We start from the raw sequence: 16959 nt of genomic DNA on the forward strand, positions 1-16959 counted from the left end.
CCAGTCAGGGCCGGACAGGTTCGCCGGAACGGTCTATTTTCAGCATCTGCCCATCCAGAAAGGCCGACGCGACGTCGTTGCGAAAGGGGGTGATAGCTTCAAAGCGGGGTTGAATCACCCAGTTATTCTCTGGATCGATATAACCCCAGCGGCCATTTTTGCGGGCGCGTCGCCAGCCCCGATCGTCTTCTCCCAGCTCGACTTTGTCGAATCGACTATCGCCAAACGCTTCTTCGTAACGGCCCTGACGCGCATCGCCTGATGTGACGGGTGTGTTATCGGCTCCGGCGGTCTTGGTATCTGTTGCCTGCTCAGCCACTGGTTCCGTTTCGGTTGCTGGCTTCTCCTGAACCGCTTCGGCCGTAGTCGTCGTTTCAGTTGCCGGGGCCGGTATGGTATCGATGCGGGCTGTGGCAGATTCGTCGACGGTCGGGTTTTGCGGTGTCATGTCCGATCCGTCCGTCGAACGTTTGTCGGGTTCTTCCTGCCGGTTTTGTTGCCGTTCCTGCGGCTGACGATTGTTCGTCGACCGAATAAACCAGTAAATGACCGCCAGCAGCGCCAGCGCAAACAGGATACCGTATAGCCCGCTCCGGTCGGGCTGGATTACTTCAATTCGTACGGTGCTGAGTGGGTTGTTATTGGCATCAAACAGGGTATAATCCGTTGATTTCGTCGGTTTGACCCACCCCGATTCTTTGGCGATAGCCCCTCGCCTAGATCGTCGATAGTTACGGCCAGCACGTTGGCAACGTCCCAGTCAATCGTAACGGGTTGTCCTTTCCGCACACGGGCGGGTGTAGCCGTAAACGACCGCACAACCGGCGGTGGCCCAGGCGACGGTTCGGCCTTTTCGCTGTAGACAGGCTGCGGCTCGGGCACAACAACCGGCGCCGGCCTTACAGCTACGGGTTCAGGCACGACGACTGGAGCCAACGGTTCTTCCAAAGGTGGCAGCTCGATTACTGGCGGTACCGAAACCGGGCGCGACGGCTCAACAACTGTAGGTTCGGGCGTTGGCGGCTCCGATTCGGCGCGAGTTTCGATTGGCACTATCGGCGGCACCGGACTCAGACGAGCTTTCTCCGCTGGTATCCAGCGGTTACGAACAAAGTCGGCCGACAGGCCCACGGACCCGGCCGCGTTGAGAATCTTGCTCAGGTCCTGCTCATACAAATGCACCCGCGACGGCTCGATCAGCCGACTGATCCGGACGCGTATTTGTTCCAGCAACAGGGTATTCGCCAGCACTTCATCCCGAACGGCAAGGGCGCGTTTGCGGGCATCATCATCCGATAACCCCAGTTGATCAGCCCGGTACAAAAAGTCGCCCGACTGCCAGGCATCGGGTCCGTTCAGAATAAGTTGTTCGCGCAGTTGGTCGGTGAGTTCCGTTTCAGTCATTGTCTGGTTGGGTCAGCCGGGACGCCCTGTCGGGAACGTACGCCCGTAGACAGGTTGTCGTAGTATGTAGCAACAAAGTTCGGCCTATACCGGCAAAACACCCAAACTCAGTCAAACGTCACGACATTTCGTCGATAATCGAGCGAAATTCGACCAAACTTCGACAGGGCCGACTGCCCCAGCAGCAGGGGTGCCTTCGCATTGCCAACCACGTTGGCGTTGACGTTTTCCAGCACCCGGTCGCCGATCCGGACCGAGCGCAGCCGCACGATGGCACCGGGCGAAATATCACCGTTGGCATCCTGAAACTCCGACTGCCCGATGATGTCGCGGTTGGTAATCGTTCCCTCCCGGAAAAGCAATTCAGCTTCCCTGGTCGACATCGAAATCAGACTGGCCCCGGTATCGAGGATGAACTGCATGGCACGCCCGTTGATCGTGACGGGCACCAGATACACGCCGTTGCGTTTCTGCATCGCGACTTCCGTCGGGCCGTCGCCGATCTGTTTCAGGGTCGGTTTCGTCGTTGCCTGCGTCGTAACGCTGTCGGTTGGCGGGTTTCGTTTCGGCCGGCGGGGCTGATGACTACCCGACCGCGAGCAGCCGGAACAGCCCGCCAGTTGACTTAGCAGAAACAAACAAAACCAGACGTAATAGCGCATTTGTGAGGGCATAGATTGGTTTACGAGGTATTACGCACACAGCAGCGGAGTAGCGACGCTCCCCTATGTATGTGCCTATATAAGTCATTGACCAGAACGGGCACCTATCGTTTAATCCATGTGATCGTACCGCCCGTATAACGCAATCAGGCTGACAGGCGTTCGGCCGGCCGCTGAGGCCGCACCAGACCAATCATCCCGTAGCTCTTTGCTACCGACCAGCTACCGAATAATAAGTTCAGGTTTGGATTTACGACGCAATCGCCACCAAATAGCCTTATATTCAACAACTTGATAGTTTTCAGATGCTGAAAAATTAGTCTCAACAGACAGTCCGGTCCTACTCATTTCCATGCCTAGACACATACGTCAACGCTGCCGACTGCTTGTCGTTGTTCTGCCTGTATTTATTACGGCTTTCGCGCGCGGGCAGCATCCACTGCGGCAGCATCCACTGGGATTCGAGCACCTCGGCACGGAACAGGGGTTGTCACACAATCGAGTTTTCAGCATCTATCAGGACCGGAAGGGCTTCATGTGGTTTGGCACCGGCAACGGTCTCAATCGCTACGATGGCTACTCGTTCACCATGTATAAGCCCGACCCCGGCGACCCCAACAACCACATGGCCCACAACACCATCTGGGACATGGTCGAGTCGCGGTCGGGCGACATCTGGTTTGTCACGCCGGGTGGTGGGCTGCATCGACTCAACAAACAAACCGGCCGGATTAACTTCTTTCGGGTCGAACAGCCGGGAACGAATCGGTTTGCGCCCTACGATATCTGCTACACCCTGTTCGAAGACAAACAGGGTTTTTTCTGGATTGGCTCGGAAGGCGGACTAGCCCGATTCAATCCCTACACCAAACAGTATCGGCTCTACAACATACCCGTTCCGCAGGGCGCCGATCAGCGGGTGTGGACGATTCAGGAAGACCGGTTCGGCACGCTGTGGGTAGGTACGTCTGCCGGGCTGTTCACGCTCAACCGGCGCACGGGTCAGTTCAGTCCGTTCCATTTCGCGGCCGACCCGGCCAGGCAGCAAATTCGAGTGGAGTCGATATATCTCGCGGCCGACAATAGTCTGTGGCTGGGCACCAAATACAACGGGCTGCACCGGTTACTGCCGAAAAAAGGATTATCCGGCCAGAGCAGTTCCGCGACGACCTACGCCCCAACGGGTCGGGTCTATTTGACTAACCAGGAAATACTGCCGAAGGGGCTGGGGGAAGATCAGCACCACAACCTGATGGTTGGCACGCGGTCGGGCCTGTTTCGGCTTGACCCCACCACCGGCTATTACGACAACTACCAGGAAAATCCCACTGTCGCAAACTCGCTGAGCCACAACGAGGTGTGGGCACTACTGGCCGACAACCGGGGTACGTTCTGGATCGGTACCGCCAACGGCATCGACTATTACTCAGGGCTGACGCCCCGATTTGCCTTTTACCAACCAGTTCCAGACCACAACGCGACGCCCCGGACTGAGAACAACGTTACGATGCTGACCGCCGATTTACGGGGCAATCTGTGGTTCAGCAACCCCCATCGCTCTCACCTCGACGGTGTGTTTCGGCTCGACCCATCGAACCACACCTCGCACCCCGGCTACGCATCACAGCCGCTCGCAACGGGGCGGCCTGCACCCGAAAACTTCACCGACAACGACTCCCCCGATGTAATTTCGGCCATCCACGGCGACCGGAGCGGCCGGGTCTGGGTGGCGACCCCGGCGGGCCTGCAAAGCCGGGATGCCACGGGGCAGCTTCGGCAGTACCGGGTCGGCTTTCCCGTCACCAGCATCGGTGAGGACAGGCAGGGAAGGCTGTGGGTCGGTGGCCGGTCAATCCTGGCGCAGTTCGACCCCACCAACGGCCGGCACACGCTTTACCGGGTCGATAAGGATTACCCCATCGGTAAAGGTGGTGGTCAGGTCAACGACATCCTGGTGAGCCGGGCGGGCGACATCTGGGCAGCCGTAGCGGGCGTCGGTGCCTGCAAACTAGACCCCCGCACCGGTCATTTTACCAGTTACCACCCGCATCCGGCCGGCAATCGAAAGATTTTTTACAGCCGGGACGTACTGACACTAGGAGAAACGGCCGATGGCGCCATCTGGGTGTCGACCAACATCGGTGGCGTGTTTCGTATCGATCCAAAAACAGCCGCCGTTTCAACGTTCACCAGCCATGACGGCCTGCCGGATAACCAGGTTGTGGCCCTGATTGCCGACCAGACGGGTATGCTCTGGATGGCCACTGGGAAAGAGTTATGCCGACTGGACCCCGCCACGCGCAAACTTCGGGTGTTCGACGCCCAGGATGGGCTGCTGAGTCAGACCTTTACGGGTGCCCGGGTCTGCACCTCCACGGGCGAACTGGCGTTTGGTTCTACGAACGGATTGGTGGTATTCAGCCCCTCGGAAATGGGCGAAAACCCGTACCAGCCGCCCGTGTACATCACCCAGGCGCAGGTGCTGGATTCGACCCGCCTGTTTCCGGATTCCCCCCTAACGCTGGCTTACCGCGACAATATCATCTCGTTTAGCTTCGTGGGCCTTACGTATATAGCCCCGAAAAAAGCCCGGTATGCGTATCAGCTCAACGGCGTGAATAGCGGGTGGGTATACTGCGGGACTCAGCGCACGGCCACGTATTCGTTTCTGGCTCCGGGCGATTATGTGTTCCGGGTGAAAGCCTCAAACAACGACGGGGTCTGGAACGAGAAGGGTGCCGCGATCCGGCTGGTGATTCTGCCCCCCTGGTGGCGCACCTGGTGGGCCTACCTGCTCTACGCCCTGGCGTTTGGCGGTCTGGTGCTGGGCTTCATCCGGTTTCGGATTGGGCAGGTACAGCAGCAGCAGGAGATCATCCTCAAACGCCGGGAAGCCGAACAGCTCCGGGCCGTCGATGAAGTAAAAACCCGCTTTTTTTCCAACATCACCCACGAATTTCGCACTCCGCTGACGCTGATCCTGTCGCCCGCCGAGACGCTGCTACAAACGCCGGACCTGAACGCGACAACCCGCCGGTCGCTTCGCTCGATCTATCAGAACGCCGAACAACTCCTGCGCCTTATCAACCAGTTGCTCGACCTCGTCAAGCTGGAAGGGAGCCGGATGGCGGTGTCGCTGGTGCGGGGCGATGCGGTTCAGTTTATTCACCGGCTGATCGATCCGTTCTTCCCGATGGCGCTCCACCGGCACATAACCCTGCACGTCGACACGTTTGGTCAGCCCGGTGCTCACGCCGACCAAACGCACCTGTTCGATGCCGACAAGTGGGAAAAAATTATCACCAATCTGGTCAGCAATGCGCTGAAATTTACGCCGACGGGTGGGCAGGTGTTACTGACGATCGACCAGCCAACGCCCACCCAGCTACGACTCCGCCTGTCTGATACGGGGATCGGCATCCCGACGGAGCACCTGCCCCATATTTTCGACCGGTTCTACCAGGTCGACACCTCCCAAACCCGTGCCTACGAAGGCACCGGTATCGGACTGGCCCTCGCTAAGGAACTGACCGAGCTGCTCGGTGGCACGCTTACGGTCGACAGTCGGACGGAAGATCCCCCCGGCACGACCTTTACGCTGACCCTGCCGCTCCTGCCCACCTCGGCCCAGCCCGGTGCTCCGTTCCTTTCTCTGTCGCACCCACACACGGCGGTGGCGGTCCCGGAGACTACTCCCCAGCCACCCTCAGCCGAGCAGCCGATTGCCGTCACCACAACCGATACGCCACTGGTGCTGATCGTCGATGACAATGACGAATTGCGGACGTTCATAGCCGGGGAACTGACCGGCCGGTATCGGGTGCTGACCGCTACCGACGGGGAAGAAGGCTGGGCGATCTGCCAGCGCGAACTACCCGATGTGGTACTGACAGACGTGATGATGCCCCGGATGGATGGCTTTCAGCTAACGAATTGCATCAAATCGACCCCGACGACCAACCACATTGCGGTGGTTCTGCTCACGGCCCGGGCCGCGCAGCGCAGCCGGGTCGAGGGACTGGAGCGGGGAGCCGACGATTACCTGACCAAACCGTTTCACGTCGATGAACTGCGCCTGCGGCTGACTAACCTGCTGACCCGCCAGGCCAATCTGCGAACGCGGCTTTACCAGCAGCTATCGAGGCAGGACACGTCTGATGCCGAACCCGTTCCCAGCCCATTTGTCGATCAGTTGCAGCAGATTATCGAAAGCCGCCTGGACGACGCCACCCTCAGCGTCGACGAGCTGGCGCAGGCCGTAGCCATGAGCCGCCGGACGCTTCACCGTAAGCTGACGACCGTTACCAGTCTAACGCCCATCGATTTTATTCGCCACTACCGGCTTCAGCGAGCCGTTCAGTTTCTACGGGCCGGCCATTCGATCACCGAAACGGCCTACAGCGTCGGCTTCGAGAGTCCGGGCTATTTCTCAACGGTCTTTAAACAGACCTTCCGACAGACACCCTCCGAGTTTCTGGCTCAACAGCGGCCCTAGCCGCATCGCCCGCCTGATCGTCGGCGCGTTCATACGTCGAAAAACCGGCCTACCGGGCGCTCGATTCACATACGAAAGTGGACTGTTAATACTCGTTCGGGATACGATGACCCAAAATTGAATGCAATTGACCCCAAATTAAATGCCTGCCTGTGTCGGCTGGCTGATTTTTGAGCAATCAATGACCACGTCAATCAAGCCCGGCAACACATGAAAATTTCACTACTTCTCCCTGCTCTCTTCGCCCTGACGGCTTCAGCCCAGACGCTACCGTCTACGCCCAAGCGCCCTGTTGTCGATACGTATTTCGGCAAGGCCGTCACGGATAATTACCGCTGGCTGGAGGACATGAACAGTCCCGAAACCAAAGACTGGTTCAAGGCACAGGGCGATTACACCAACAGCGTACTCGACAAGATTCCGGGCCGCAACCAACTCGTCGAAACCTTCGTGGCTTACGACAAGCTTAAGCCCGTACGCTACAATGCTATAGAAAAACGAGGCAACCGCTATTTCTACCGCAAAACGCTCCCCAGTGAAAAAGTGAGCAAGCTGTACACCCGCGAAGGGTTGACCGGCCCAGAAAAGCTACTCTTCGACCCGATAGCTTATGACAAGACCCGTACCTATTCGGTATCGAGTTTTTCGCCCAGCCCCAATGGGCAACTGGTAACCATTGCCTTGCAGGAAGGAGGAGCCGAAGTGTCGACTCTGTACGTTATGAACGTAGCCACACGTACTTTCCAGCCCGAAAAGATCACGGCTGCGGGCTGGGTTCAATGGATGCCGGATAACAGCAGCTTCGTCTACACACCCAGAAATTCGATGGATGTGAAAGACCCGAAGGCTCTAACAGACATGAAGGCCAGGCTACACCGCATCGGAACAGAGCCGTCCCAAGACCCCGACCTGTTCTCGCGCGCCAATGATCCTACCCTCGGCATCCGGCCCGAACAAATTCCTATTCTGTACTTATCAGACGATTACACGAAGCTGTACGGCATCCTAGCGTCGGTCGATAACCGGGCGGACGCGTTCATCGCCGATCCCTCCAGCCTGGGGAACGCTACGCTTCAGTGGAAACGACTGGCTGCCCCGACCGACAGTGTCTACAGCTTTCTTAAATTAGGTAGCCAGTTGTTTCTATACAGCGTGAAGGGTACGCCCAAAGGACAGATTCTGGTGACCGATGCGGCCAATCCGAACCCGTCCACCGCCACAGTACTGCTGCCGCAGGGTAAGCTCAACATCACCGGCATCGTGTCATCGAAAGACTATCTGTTTGTCACGCTCAACGATGGCATCAATGATCAGATTCGGCAATACGACCCGCGTACTAACCAATGGGCGGATGTCAAATTACCCCTGACGGGCTCAGCCTGGCTGATGACGCTGGATGCTCCCCGCAGCAACGACATGATCCTGGCCGTTACGTCCTGGAAACAGCCGACTACGTACTATGCCTATAATCCCGTTACAAAAGCCATGACTCCTAGTGTGTTCAACGTGCCGGCCACGTATCCGGGCGTGGACGAACTGGTCGTGGAAGAAGTCGAAGTACCGAGTCACGACGGCGCGATGGTACCCCTCTCGCTGATCTATAAAAAAGGGCTGAAACGCGACGGCAGCGCGGTGTGCTTCATGGAAGGCTACGGGGCCTACGGCTATTCGGCCACGCCGTATTTCAGTACCCTCCCGTTGGCGATGCTCAACAAAGGAGTCATCATAGCGCAGACCCATATCCGGGGCGGCTCCGAAAAAGGCCAGAACTGGTACAAGGCGGGCTATAAAACCACCAAGCCCAACACCTGGAAAGACTTCATCGCCTGCGGGGAGTATCTGGTCAACAACAAGTACACCAGCCCGACTCACCTGATCGGCATGGGCACCAGCGCGGGCGGTATCCTGATCGGCCGGGCCATTACCGAGCGGCCCGATCTGTTTGCCGCTGCCATCAGCAATGTGGGGTGTAACAATGCCCTGCGCCTAGAAAATTCGCCCAACGGCCCCGTCAACACGCCGGAGTTTGGCACCGTGAAAGACTCGACAGAATGTATGGCCCTCTACGAAATGGACGCCATGCAGCATGTGCAGAATGGTACGAAGTATCCGGCCGTGATCTGCGTAGGCGGTATGAACGACCCCCGCGTGATTACCTGGCAACCGGGTAAGTTTGCCGCTGCGCTGCAAAACGCCAGCACGTCGGGTAAGCCGGTGCTGATGCAGGTCAACTACGACAACGGCCACTTCACCGAAGATAAGGCCGTCACCTTCCGCAACTTCGCCAACATGTTCGCCTTCGCCCTCTGGCAGGCTGGGCATCCTGATTTTCAAGCTAGTGCGCAGCAGACCGAAATGGCGGGAAGAAAATAAGCCAGTACACCGTCGGTAAGGACTCTTCCTCTTTTTCCACACTCCCTATGAACATGTCTGTCACCGCTCTCCTGGGTGTCCTGTTGCTGATTGGTATGACGCTATCCGCTAACGGGCAGGACAATTCGACAGCAGCCGATTCTTCCCCAGCCAGGCGGCATGGCAACCCGGATTATGTCGATCCGGTTGCTATGCCAATCTTGGCCCGGCGGGAAGGCCAGCTGGCGGACCCCCATACACAGGTATCCAGAAACCGAGTTGGCTGGCTCCGACGATTACTGGGCACTATTCGCAATCCCGACAACCGACATGCTCCACCGGTCGTATATGAACCGACCCCTATCCCACCACCCGTATCAACGACCGATAATTCCTTTCGGTCCTTCCGCAATCAATTGTATTCGACCGGCTGGCCCGGCCTCGACCCGCTGCGGACCAAATGGCTGTTTGGTCGCTCCGAACCGGTAATCGAACCTTTGGCTCCACCGCGCCCCTAACCCGCTTCACCGCTCAAATCTTCCTCTCCCAAAACGCTTCTATTCATGAACACCGCTCTCGCTTCTGACGCTGTCAGTACATCAACTCTCGCCCGACCCGTATCCCAGGCCGAGCGCATCCAGACCATCGACATCCTACGGGGCGTGGCCCTGCTGGGTATTCTGCTGATGAACATTCCATTCTTTGCTTTGGGGGATAATTTCGACGACAGCTTTCGAAGCGATCCGACCAACGTCAATTTCTGGGTTTACGCCGTCATCACGATCCTGTTTGAAGGCAAGATGCGCGCCCTGTTTTCGATGATTTTTGGCGTCGGCATCATTCTGTTCATGGCCCGAAAGGAACAGGCAGGGCAGTCGGCAACAGGCTTGTTTTTCCGGCGTATGGGCTGGCTGGTGCTGTTCGGCCTGATCGATTCGCACGTGCTGCTGTGGATGGGTGACATCCTCTACTACTACGGCATCATCGGCATGATTGCCTTCTGGTTTCGCCGGATGAAGCCGCTCTATCTGGCCCTGAGTGTACCGTTGGTCGCGGTCGTGGGATTCGCGCTGATTACGGTGCAGTTCCATCAGGACATCCGTAACAAACGACTGGCCTTTCTGAGTGCCGAGAACGCGCAGCAGCGGGGTCAGATACTAACCGCCAGTCAGCAGCAGGCCATTACCACCTGGCAGGAAGCAAAAAAACAGTTTTTCCCCGATAAAGCCGAAGCCGCCGAGCATACCCGGCTAATGAAATCGCCCAACTATTTCACGGTAGCTTCCCGGTATCGGCAGGAGGTGCTGAATTACCAGACCAACTACCTGCTACCCTACATTCCCGATCCGCTGGCCCTGATGCTGCTGGGTATGGCGCTTTACAAATGGGGCTTCGTGACGGGGCAATTACCCCGCCGACGCTATTGGCAGACGATGCTGCTTGGCTACGGCTTCGGTCTGCCACTGGTAACGTTCAGCTTCTACTACAGCTATCAGCATTACCCCACCTCCGAACGGTTTCTGGCCTATCTGGAAACGCACCCGATCATCTGGACGTCGCTAATCTATTCCTTCCAGCGTATCCTGCTGGTGATGGCCCACGCCAGTCTGGTGATTCTACTGGTCAAATCGGGCGCGGTGCAGGGGCTACTCAACCGGTTGGGGGCGGTGGGGCAGATGGCCTTCACCAACTACGTCATGCACACACTGATCTGCACCTTCGTTTTCTATGGCTACGGGCTGAATCAATACGACGAGTGGCAATTCTACCAGCTCTATTTTCTGGTAGCCGCCATCTGGACGCTGCAACTCATCATCAGCCCGATCTGGCTGCGCTACTATCAGTTTGGTCCGCTCGAATGGGCCTGGCGATCGCTCACATACTGGCAACGCCAGCCCATGCGCAGAGCAACGCCAGCACATTAACGCTTTCGCCTTCTATCCACATCTTTTAATAAACCACAACTCCTCTATTTCACATGCAAACCAACCCTACGTTCCGCTCCCTGCCCGCCCTTGCGCTGGCGCTATTATTCATGGCTACCACCGCTTTCGGGCAGGCTCCGAAAAAGATGTTTTCGGAAGTGCATTACTATAAAATCAAGCCCAGCCACACCCTCACCGAAGCCCGCGCCTTCGAGAATGAGTTCAAGAAAGTACATCAGGCACAAACTAATGAAGGGACTATTGACGGCTGGTACATGCTGGCCCTCAACACAACGACTAACCCTAATGAAGAATACAATTACATCACGATCAAGAACTTCAGCGATGTTGATTACATGGATAACGCGTACCCGGAAGCTGCACTGAAGAAAGGTTGGGGCAACAACTACCAGGAAAAGGTCACCGAACTTACCAAACAGTCGCGCGAACTGATAGAACTGGTTAAAAGCGAGATATGGGAAATTTACGACGGAGCAAGTATTACGCCCATTCCTTCGCCTGATAAGTTACCGGTCTGGATGATAGCCGATGCGAAGGTGAAAAATGGGCAGTACGAGGAGTATATCAATCAGGTCAAAAAGCTGAAGCCTTACATGCAGGAGCGACTCAACATGGGCGACGGTGGTGTTTATACCTTCGCTGGGCTGGCATTTCCCTGGGGCAGCGAGAAAAAATATGATATGGCCTGGGTGATTCAAATGGCTAATCGAAAATCGATGATTGATGATTCGAACGCCGAGGCAGCCTACAAAAAAGCCATGCCTGGTGTCGACCGAAAACAAGTTCTCAAAGAACTAAATAACCTCGCCGACGTGGTCCGGCAGGAAGAGTATCACTTAATGGAATATGCCGTAAAAGCCCCCACCACGGAGCAGGCAAAAAAATAATTAGTCTACTTCCTCACCCTGTTCAAGTCCGTATAAACATGAAAACAACCCCCACATTCCGTTTATTATCCGCCCTTGTGCTGGCACTGTCTATCTCGTTGAATGGGTTTGGGCAGACCCCGAAGAAGCTGTATTCGACGGTTTACTACCATAAGATTAAGCCCGGCCACACCTTCGCCGAAGCCCGTGCGATGGAAAATGACCGGGTCGCCGGTGCGATTCAAAAAAATTCACCAATACCAGGCCGACCAGGGATCAATCAGCGGCTGGTATATGCTGGCACTGGATATGACGTCTAATCCCAACAAAGAATACGACTACATCACAATCAACACCTTCAGCGACCCCGCATACATGGATAACCCCTACTCAAAAGCGACAATGGAGAAGGTAATGGGCGCAGACTACCAGACCAAGATGAGCGACCTCTACAAGCGGATGAGCGAGATAAAGGAAGTGGCCAAATTTGAAATCTGGGAGCAAAAAGCATACGCCGGTCCCGCTAGCGCGCTGTCGCCAGACAAGGCACCCTTATGGGTGATAAACGGCATTAAAGTCAAAAACGGGCAGGAGGCTGAGTATGCCAGTCGGGTCAACAAGGTAACGCCTATGTACCAGGATTTGGTCAATCAGGGTAAGGAATTCGCCTGGATTTCCTCAGCTCTGGCGTATCCCTCGGCCGACGAGTCTCCGTACAACTTCTCTTCCATGATTCTGCTTCCAGATATGAAATCCCTGCTGGATGAACCCAACATGGAAGACGCCTTCAAGAAAGCAATGCCGGGCGTTGACCGGAAGCAGTACCTCAGGGAACTGGACGAGATCCGCAAGTTTAGTCGGCAGGAAGTGTACTATCTGGTCGAATACGCCGTGAAAGGCGCCACCACAGCGCAGGCATCGAAATAAGCGGGTATTAAGGCAGCAGGCTACCGACGGGGTAGCCTGCTGCCTCGTTTATGCCATCACCCGGTGATTCTAGCTATTAACCACATCCTCTCCTTGATCGGCAAAACACGTATGAATCTCTCTGAACGGAATCTGTCGCCAACCACCCGGAATTACCCCAAGCTGACGCTGTTTGCCATCATGGGATTAATGACCCTGCTGGTATTCGGGTACGAGGTATATCTCGCCCTTTACGTACCGGCCAGTCTGACAAGGTTATTGTCGATGAAGTGGCTCCTGTTTCCTCACATTCTATTTGCGACTACAGCCTTTGTTGTCGGGCCGTTTCAGTTTTCAACCCGCCTGCGCCGACGGAAGATGGCCCTGCACCGGCGTTTGGGAAAAGCGTATGTCTTCTCCATTCTGTTTGCCGCCCCTTTTGCCTTCGCCATCACCTGCGTTTACCCGCCCAAGAACATCAATTTTCTGATTGAGAACCTCGTTCAGGCAACCATCTGGCTGCTAACGACCGTAGTGGCGTGGCTGGCAGTCCGAAACAAACAGATCGAGCTACACAAAATCTGGATGGCCCGGAGTTACGGTGTCACATTCATTTTCGTCCTCTCCCGCGTATTTGCGCCCCTACCTTTCATGCGACAGATGAGCGCCGAATCGGCCGTATCTTTTTTCTGGTTTCTGATCGTATTCGCCCTGCTCGTACCTGAATTATTGCTGAATGGGACTGTATTGATAACGGGACATCCCCGCAAGACGCTATCCAGATCCCGAACGCCAGAAACCGCCCGGATATGAACGAATAGTGTCGGCGACATCAAAATCATGAAGCTTTCTCTCCGTTTCTCTTTCTTCAGCGGGCTGTCCCTGCTATATTACGTATTTGCGGTAAACAACCCTTTTAACCGGCTAACAGACCCACCAGGTCGTATTAATCAACCCAGATACCTGCGATGAAGCAAATTCTAATGCTTACCCTGGCTACCTGCCTGACTATTGTCGCCGGACTGGCCGCTGCCCAGACGCCTTCCTCAACCCGCTACGCCCGGCAGGAAGTGCTGATTCCGATGCGCGATGGCGTCAGGCTCAACACTGTCATTTTCACGCCAAAAACAGCCGGGGAGCCACTACCCCTTCTCCTCACCCGGACGCCTTACGGTGTAAGCGACAGAGATGCCCCCGACCAGCAGGCATACACCCGACCGCTGTCCGATGAAGGCTATATTTTCGTAGCGCAGGACATCCGGGGCCGGTACAAATCGGAGGGAACGTTTCAGATGCAGCGGTTTTCGCGCAACCCTGCCGACCCGAAAGCCATCGACGAAAGCACCGACACCTACGACACCATTGAGTGGTTGCTCAAAAACGCACCAAACAACAACGGCAAGGTGGGCATGTATGGTGGTTCATACGACGGTTGGACAAGTGTAATGGGTGCCATTGATCCGCACCCGGCGCTGAAAGCGATTTCGGAGCAGGCCAGCCCCGCCGATATGTGGCTGGGCGACGATTTTCATCATCAGGGGGCTTTTCGGCTGAGCTACGGATTTGAGTACGCATTCATGGAAGAAGCCGCCAGAACCGATACGCTTTTCCCGTTTGGTGTATACGATACCTACGACTGGTACTTGAAGCTAGGGGCACTCCTTAATGTCAACAAAACGTATTTCCATGGTAAGCTACCCACCTGGAACGACTTCGTCAGTCACCCCAACTATGACGAATTCTGGCGTAAACAGGGGCTTGCCAGTCGAATTGGCAAACCCAAAGTAGCGATTCAGAACGTAGCTGGCTGGTGGGATCAGGAAGATTTTTACGGCCCCGTTACGGCCTACCAGCTTTGGGAGAAAGGTGACGATAAGCGGCAGAATCACCTGGTTGTCGGCCCCTGGAATCATGGTGGCTGGGCGCGGGGAGATGGCCGTAAGCTGGGTAACATCAGCTTCGATACCACCACCGCTGTCGACTTCCGACAACGTATGTTTGCGCCGTGGTTCGCGCACCACCTGAAGGGCAAAGGTGAGGGTAATTTCCCCGAAGTCACTTCATTTCAAACGGGCCGGAATCAGTGGAAGACATACACCCAATGGCCCCCGGCAGGTACCGTCAAACGTAAGCTGTATCTGCGGGAGAATGGGCAACTGTCGTTTGAAAAACCTACTGCTGGGACTGGTGTCGACAATTACATCTCTGATCCGGCTCACCCGGTGCCGTACCGGTCCCGGCCGATTGAACAGACGTACGGACCCGGCTCTCGCTGGTTTACGTGGCTGACCGAGGATCAGCGGTTCGTGCAAAATCGTCCTGATGTATTGAGTTGGCAAACCGAACCGCTGTCTGAAGACGTCGCCGTAACAGGCACCCTACTGGCCCGACTGTTTGCCGCCACCACGGGCAGCGACGCCGATTGGGTAGTTAAACTGATCGACGTTTACCCGGAAACCTATCCCAGGGAGCCTAAAATGGCTGGCTATCAATTTATGGTCGCCAACGATATTCTGCGCGGCCGATTCTACAAAAGCTTCGAAAAACCGCAGCCCTTACAGCCCGACAAAGTCGAAACGTTTACGGTCGACCTGCATTCGCTCGACCATGTGTTCCTCAAAGGTCACCGGATTATGGTGCAGGTACAAAGCAGCTGGTTTCCATTGATCGACCGAAATCCGCAGCGGTATATACCCAACATCTTTGCAGCTACGGAGGCTGACTTCCAGAAGGCAACGCACCGTATTTTTCGCTCTGCTACACAACCGTCGCATCTGGAACTAAGCATCATGCCGCGTTGAGAAGCTATTACGATTTACTGTCTTTCTGTGACGTACCGCGGACCCGCCACAAACGGTAAACCGAATACCGTTATTCATACCGAATCAGCGCCTTCGTCTTGACGCGCCAAACGCCGTTTTCCTGCACGGCCACCCCATCCCGACGCATCGCGACGCGGGTGTGGCCTGTTGCATAGGTGTTTTCGCTGTCGCAGGCCGGTTCGATCATGTAGTTGCGGTATGTGAGCAACCGCGCCAGTCGGCCGGGTTCCGCTTCAAAACGAAACGTAGCCGCGTCAGGCTGAGCAGCATCGATACTGAACCGATAGGCCGATTCGGGCGACAACATATCCGTTCGCTGACTGGGGTCGAACTGCCCGTTCGGGTCCGGGGGCGGGCAGTAGAAAACCTGACTGCGCGCAGGTTCAGGCGCAGGGGTGCACTGAACGACTGCGACTGCTGCGACGACACGGGCATGGCTGGTTCGGGAACAAACTGCACCAGTGCTGGCTCATCACCCATGCTCACATCGCCCGACCGCGCGGGTTTCGACAGATCAATTGGCGGCTGCGCTTCGGTCGATGGCGTCGGTGGAATAGCCGAAGCGGTCGGGCGGGGCACGGTCTGTTGGGTTACCGTTTCGCGGGCAGGATTTGTACGGCTGGTCGAGGGTGCTGGTTTCGCCTTTCTGCGCTCACTATCCAGTTCAGCCGACAACTGGCGAATTTCTCGGTCGTACGCATCTGACTCGTCACTGTACCGCTTTTTCGCCAGCATATACATCCCCCCTGCCCCGACGATCAATCCGGCCAGCAGGCCACCCAGCAACATCCACATTTGTTTGTCTTTTGCCTCGTTTAGATCCCGCTCCAGTTTGCTGACTTGCATAGCGGAGCCACTGATGTTGTCCCCGCCCGTCTCACCACTCGTTACACCCGGCGACTGCGCATCTTCCACCGCCGGGTCATCGCTGGGCGGTGTATCATCGTCAGCAGTAGTCGCCGTGGCGTTGGGAGGAAGCATGACGTCTATTTTTGCGAGGATACCCTGCTGAACAGCGGGCGGCAGGGCCTTGGCGTAGCTGGCGTACGGCTTATTTTTCTGGTAGAACTGCGCCAGCTGCTGCCGGATAGCCGCGTTGGCGTCGGCCGGGGCCATACTCACGAAATTCTTCGTGTTTTTCAGCGTACTCAGGTCTTCGATTCGCTGCCCCACCTGATCCCAGCTACCCACGGTTCGGATGATGTCGCGGGCATCGCAGCCATCGCCACAGGTCAGCAGCTGACTGTAAATCTCCTGCGCTTTGGGCTGATTGATCGTCGAAAAAACGGCTTTCGCCACCTCTTTCGTCAGCGTATCGACAGCCGCCTGATTATCATTCGGCGTCTGCGCCAGCGCGGACAGGGTCGCGGTGCTGGTTAGTAGAGCCAGAAAAAGAAATTTCGTTCGCATACCTAGTTTGGTTACACCGTACCAATTACAGATGTGGTAGACGTGGTGTCAGGCCCCTGACCTGACACCACATTACCTTTGCACACAGCCATTTTT

The 16959-nt window shown here is 56.3% G+C and carries 14 protein-coding genes; 9 read left to right on the top strand and 5 right to left on the bottom strand.

The genetic code is table 11. The features are described 5' to 3' along the window. Positions 1-4 precede the first annotated feature (4 nt). The 3 genes from HH216_RS26285 to HH216_RS21035 all read right to left on the bottom strand — a co-directional run bounded on the left by HH216_RS26285 (position 5) and on the right by HH216_RS21035 (position 2078). Positions 5-448, bottom strand: a complete 444-nt coding sequence (locus tag HH216_RS26285; protein ID WP_254448548.1) for a WG repeat-containing protein — start codon at positions 446-448, stop codon at positions 5-7. A gap of 158 nt (positions 449-606) precedes the next feature. After that, a complete protein-coding gene (locus tag HH216_RS26290; RefSeq protein WP_254448549.1) occupies positions 607-1404 on the bottom strand; it encodes a hypothetical protein in 798 nt (265 codons plus the stop codon). Between the two features lie 107 nt (positions 1405-1511). Continuing rightward, positions 1512-2078, bottom strand: a complete 567-nt coding sequence (locus HH216_RS21035) for a retropepsin-like aspartic protease family protein (protein ID WP_169552610.1) — start codon at positions 2076-2078, stop codon at positions 1512-1514. Between the two features lie 340 nt (positions 2079-2418). Here HH216_RS21035 and HH216_RS21040 point away from each other — a divergent pair, with 340 nt between their 5' ends. From HH216_RS21040 to HH216_RS21080, 9 genes are all read left to right on the top strand, one after another. Next, entirely contained in the window at positions 2419-6561 is a 4143-nt protein-coding gene (locus HH216_RS21040; RefSeq protein WP_169552612.1) for a hybrid sensor histidine kinase/response regulator transcription factor, read from the top strand. 210 nt (positions 6562-6771) lie between these two features. Next, entirely contained in the window at positions 6772-8934 is a 2163-nt protein-coding gene (locus HH216_RS21045) for a prolyl oligopeptidase family serine peptidase (RefSeq protein WP_169552614.1), read from the top strand. A gap of 47 nt (positions 8935-8981) precedes the next feature. Further along, complete coding sequence (locus HH216_RS21050) at positions 8982-9431, top strand: hypothetical protein (RefSeq protein WP_169552615.1); 450 nt, start codon at positions 8982-8984, stop codon at positions 9429-9431. A gap of 45 nt (positions 9432-9476) precedes the next feature. Next, entirely contained in the window at positions 9477-10838 is a 1362-nt protein-coding gene (locus tag HH216_RS21055; protein WP_169552617.1) for a DUF418 domain-containing protein, read from the top strand. A 53-nt stretch (positions 10839-10891) separates the two neighbouring features. Continuing rightward, the gene (locus HH216_RS21060) at positions 10892-11746 is read left to right on the top strand and encodes a hypothetical protein (protein ID WP_169552619.1); all 855 of its coding nucleotides are present in this window, start codon (positions 10892-10894) and stop codon (positions 11744-11746) included. A 38-nt stretch (positions 11747-11784) separates the two neighbouring features. Beyond that, positions 11785-12045, top strand: a complete 261-nt coding sequence (locus HH216_RS21065) for a hypothetical protein (protein ID WP_169552621.1) — start codon at positions 11785-11787, stop codon at positions 12043-12045. Then, the gene (locus HH216_RS21070; RefSeq protein ID WP_169552622.1) at positions 12020-12652 is read left to right on the top strand and encodes a hypothetical protein; all 633 of its coding nucleotides are present in this window, start codon (positions 12020-12022) and stop codon (positions 12650-12652) included. The genes HH216_RS21065 and HH216_RS21070 overlap by 26 nt, the downstream gene beginning before the upstream one ends. A 111-nt stretch (positions 12653-12763) precedes the next feature. Beyond that, on the top strand, positions 12764-13444 hold the full coding sequence (locus HH216_RS21075) for a DUF2306 domain-containing protein (protein ID WP_169552624.1): 681 nt from the start codon (positions 12764-12766) through the stop codon (positions 13442-13444). Positions 13445-13599: 155 nt separating this feature from the next. Next, positions 13600-15432 carry a CocE/NonD family hydrolase gene (locus tag HH216_RS21080; RefSeq protein WP_169552625.1) on the top strand — a complete coding sequence of 611 codons (1833 nt, stop codon included), beginning with the start codon at positions 13600-13602 and terminating at the stop codon, positions 15430-15432. 70 nt (positions 15433-15502) lie between these two features. Here the strand turns inward: HH216_RS21080 and HH216_RS26295 are convergent, their stop codons facing one another. Together HH216_RS26295 and HH216_RS21085 are read right to left on the bottom strand one after the other, a co-directional pair. Beyond that, entirely contained in the window at positions 15503-15640 is a 138-nt protein-coding gene (locus tag HH216_RS26295) for a hypothetical protein (RefSeq protein ID WP_254448550.1), read from the bottom strand. Next, on the bottom strand, positions 15637-16863 hold the full coding sequence (locus HH216_RS21085) for a hypothetical protein (protein WP_254448551.1): 1227 nt from the start codon (positions 16861-16863) through the stop codon (positions 15637-15639). The genes HH216_RS26295 and HH216_RS21085 overlap by 4 nt, the downstream gene beginning before the upstream one ends. Positions 16864-16959: the final 96 nt, after the last annotated feature.

This window comes from Spirosoma rhododendri, assembly GCF_012849055.1.
GTDB lineage: Bacteria > Bacteroidota > Bacteroidia > Cytophagales > Spirosomataceae > Spirosoma > Spirosoma rhododendri.

What these genes read in the sequence shown, in the direction of transcription:
- HH216_RS26290 (WP_254448549.1), bottom strand. Translation starts at nt 1,404, where the DNA reads ATGACTGAAACGGAACTCACCGACCAACTGCGCGAACAACTTATTCTG.
- HH216_RS21050 (WP_169552615.1), top strand. Translation starts at nt 8,982, where the DNA reads ATGAACATGTCTGTCACCGCTCTCCTGGGTGTCCTGTTGCTGATTGGT.
- HH216_RS21070 (WP_169552622.1), top strand. Translation starts at nt 12,020, where the DNA reads ATGCTGGCACTGGATATGACGTCTAATCCCAACAAAGAATACGACTAC.
- HH216_RS21085 (WP_254448551.1), bottom strand. Translation starts at nt 16,863, where the DNA reads ATGCGAACGAAATTTCTTTTTCTGGCTCTACTAACCAGCACCGCGACC.
- HH216_RS21060 (WP_169552619.1), top strand. Translation starts at nt 10,892, where the DNA reads ATGCAAACCAACCCTACGTTCCGCTCCCTGCCCGCCCTTGCGCTGGCG.
- HH216_RS21040 (WP_169552612.1), top strand. Translation starts at nt 2,419, where the DNA reads ATGCCTAGACACATACGTCAACGCTGCCGACTGCTTGTCGTTGTTCTG.
- HH216_RS21055 (WP_169552617.1), top strand. Translation starts at nt 9,477, where the DNA reads ATGAACACCGCTCTCGCTTCTGACGCTGTCAGTACATCAACTCTCGCC.
- HH216_RS21045 (WP_169552614.1), top strand. Translation starts at nt 6,772, where the DNA reads ATGAAAATTTCACTACTTCTCCCTGCTCTCTTCGCCCTGACGGCTTCA.
- HH216_RS21080 (WP_169552625.1), top strand. Translation starts at nt 13,600, where the DNA reads ATGAAGCAAATTCTAATGCTTACCCTGGCTACCTGCCTGACTATTGTC.
- HH216_RS26285 (WP_254448548.1), bottom strand. Translation starts at nt 448, where the DNA reads ATGACACCGCAAAACCCGACCGTCGACGAATCTGCCACAGCCCGCATC.
- HH216_RS21065 (WP_169552621.1), top strand. Translation starts at nt 11,785, where the DNA reads ATGAAAACAACCCCCACATTCCGTTTATTATCCGCCCTTGTGCTGGCA.
- HH216_RS26295 (WP_254448550.1), bottom strand. Translation starts at nt 15,640, where the DNA reads ATGATCGAACCGGCCTGCGACAGCGAAAACACCTATGCAACAGGCCAC.
- HH216_RS21035 (WP_169552610.1), bottom strand. Translation starts at nt 2,078, where the DNA reads ATGCCCTCACAAATGCGCTATTACGTCTGGTTTTGTTTGTTTCTGCTA.
- HH216_RS21075 (WP_169552624.1), top strand. Translation starts at nt 12,764, where the DNA reads ATGAATCTCTCTGAACGGAATCTGTCGCCAACCACCCGGAATTACCCC.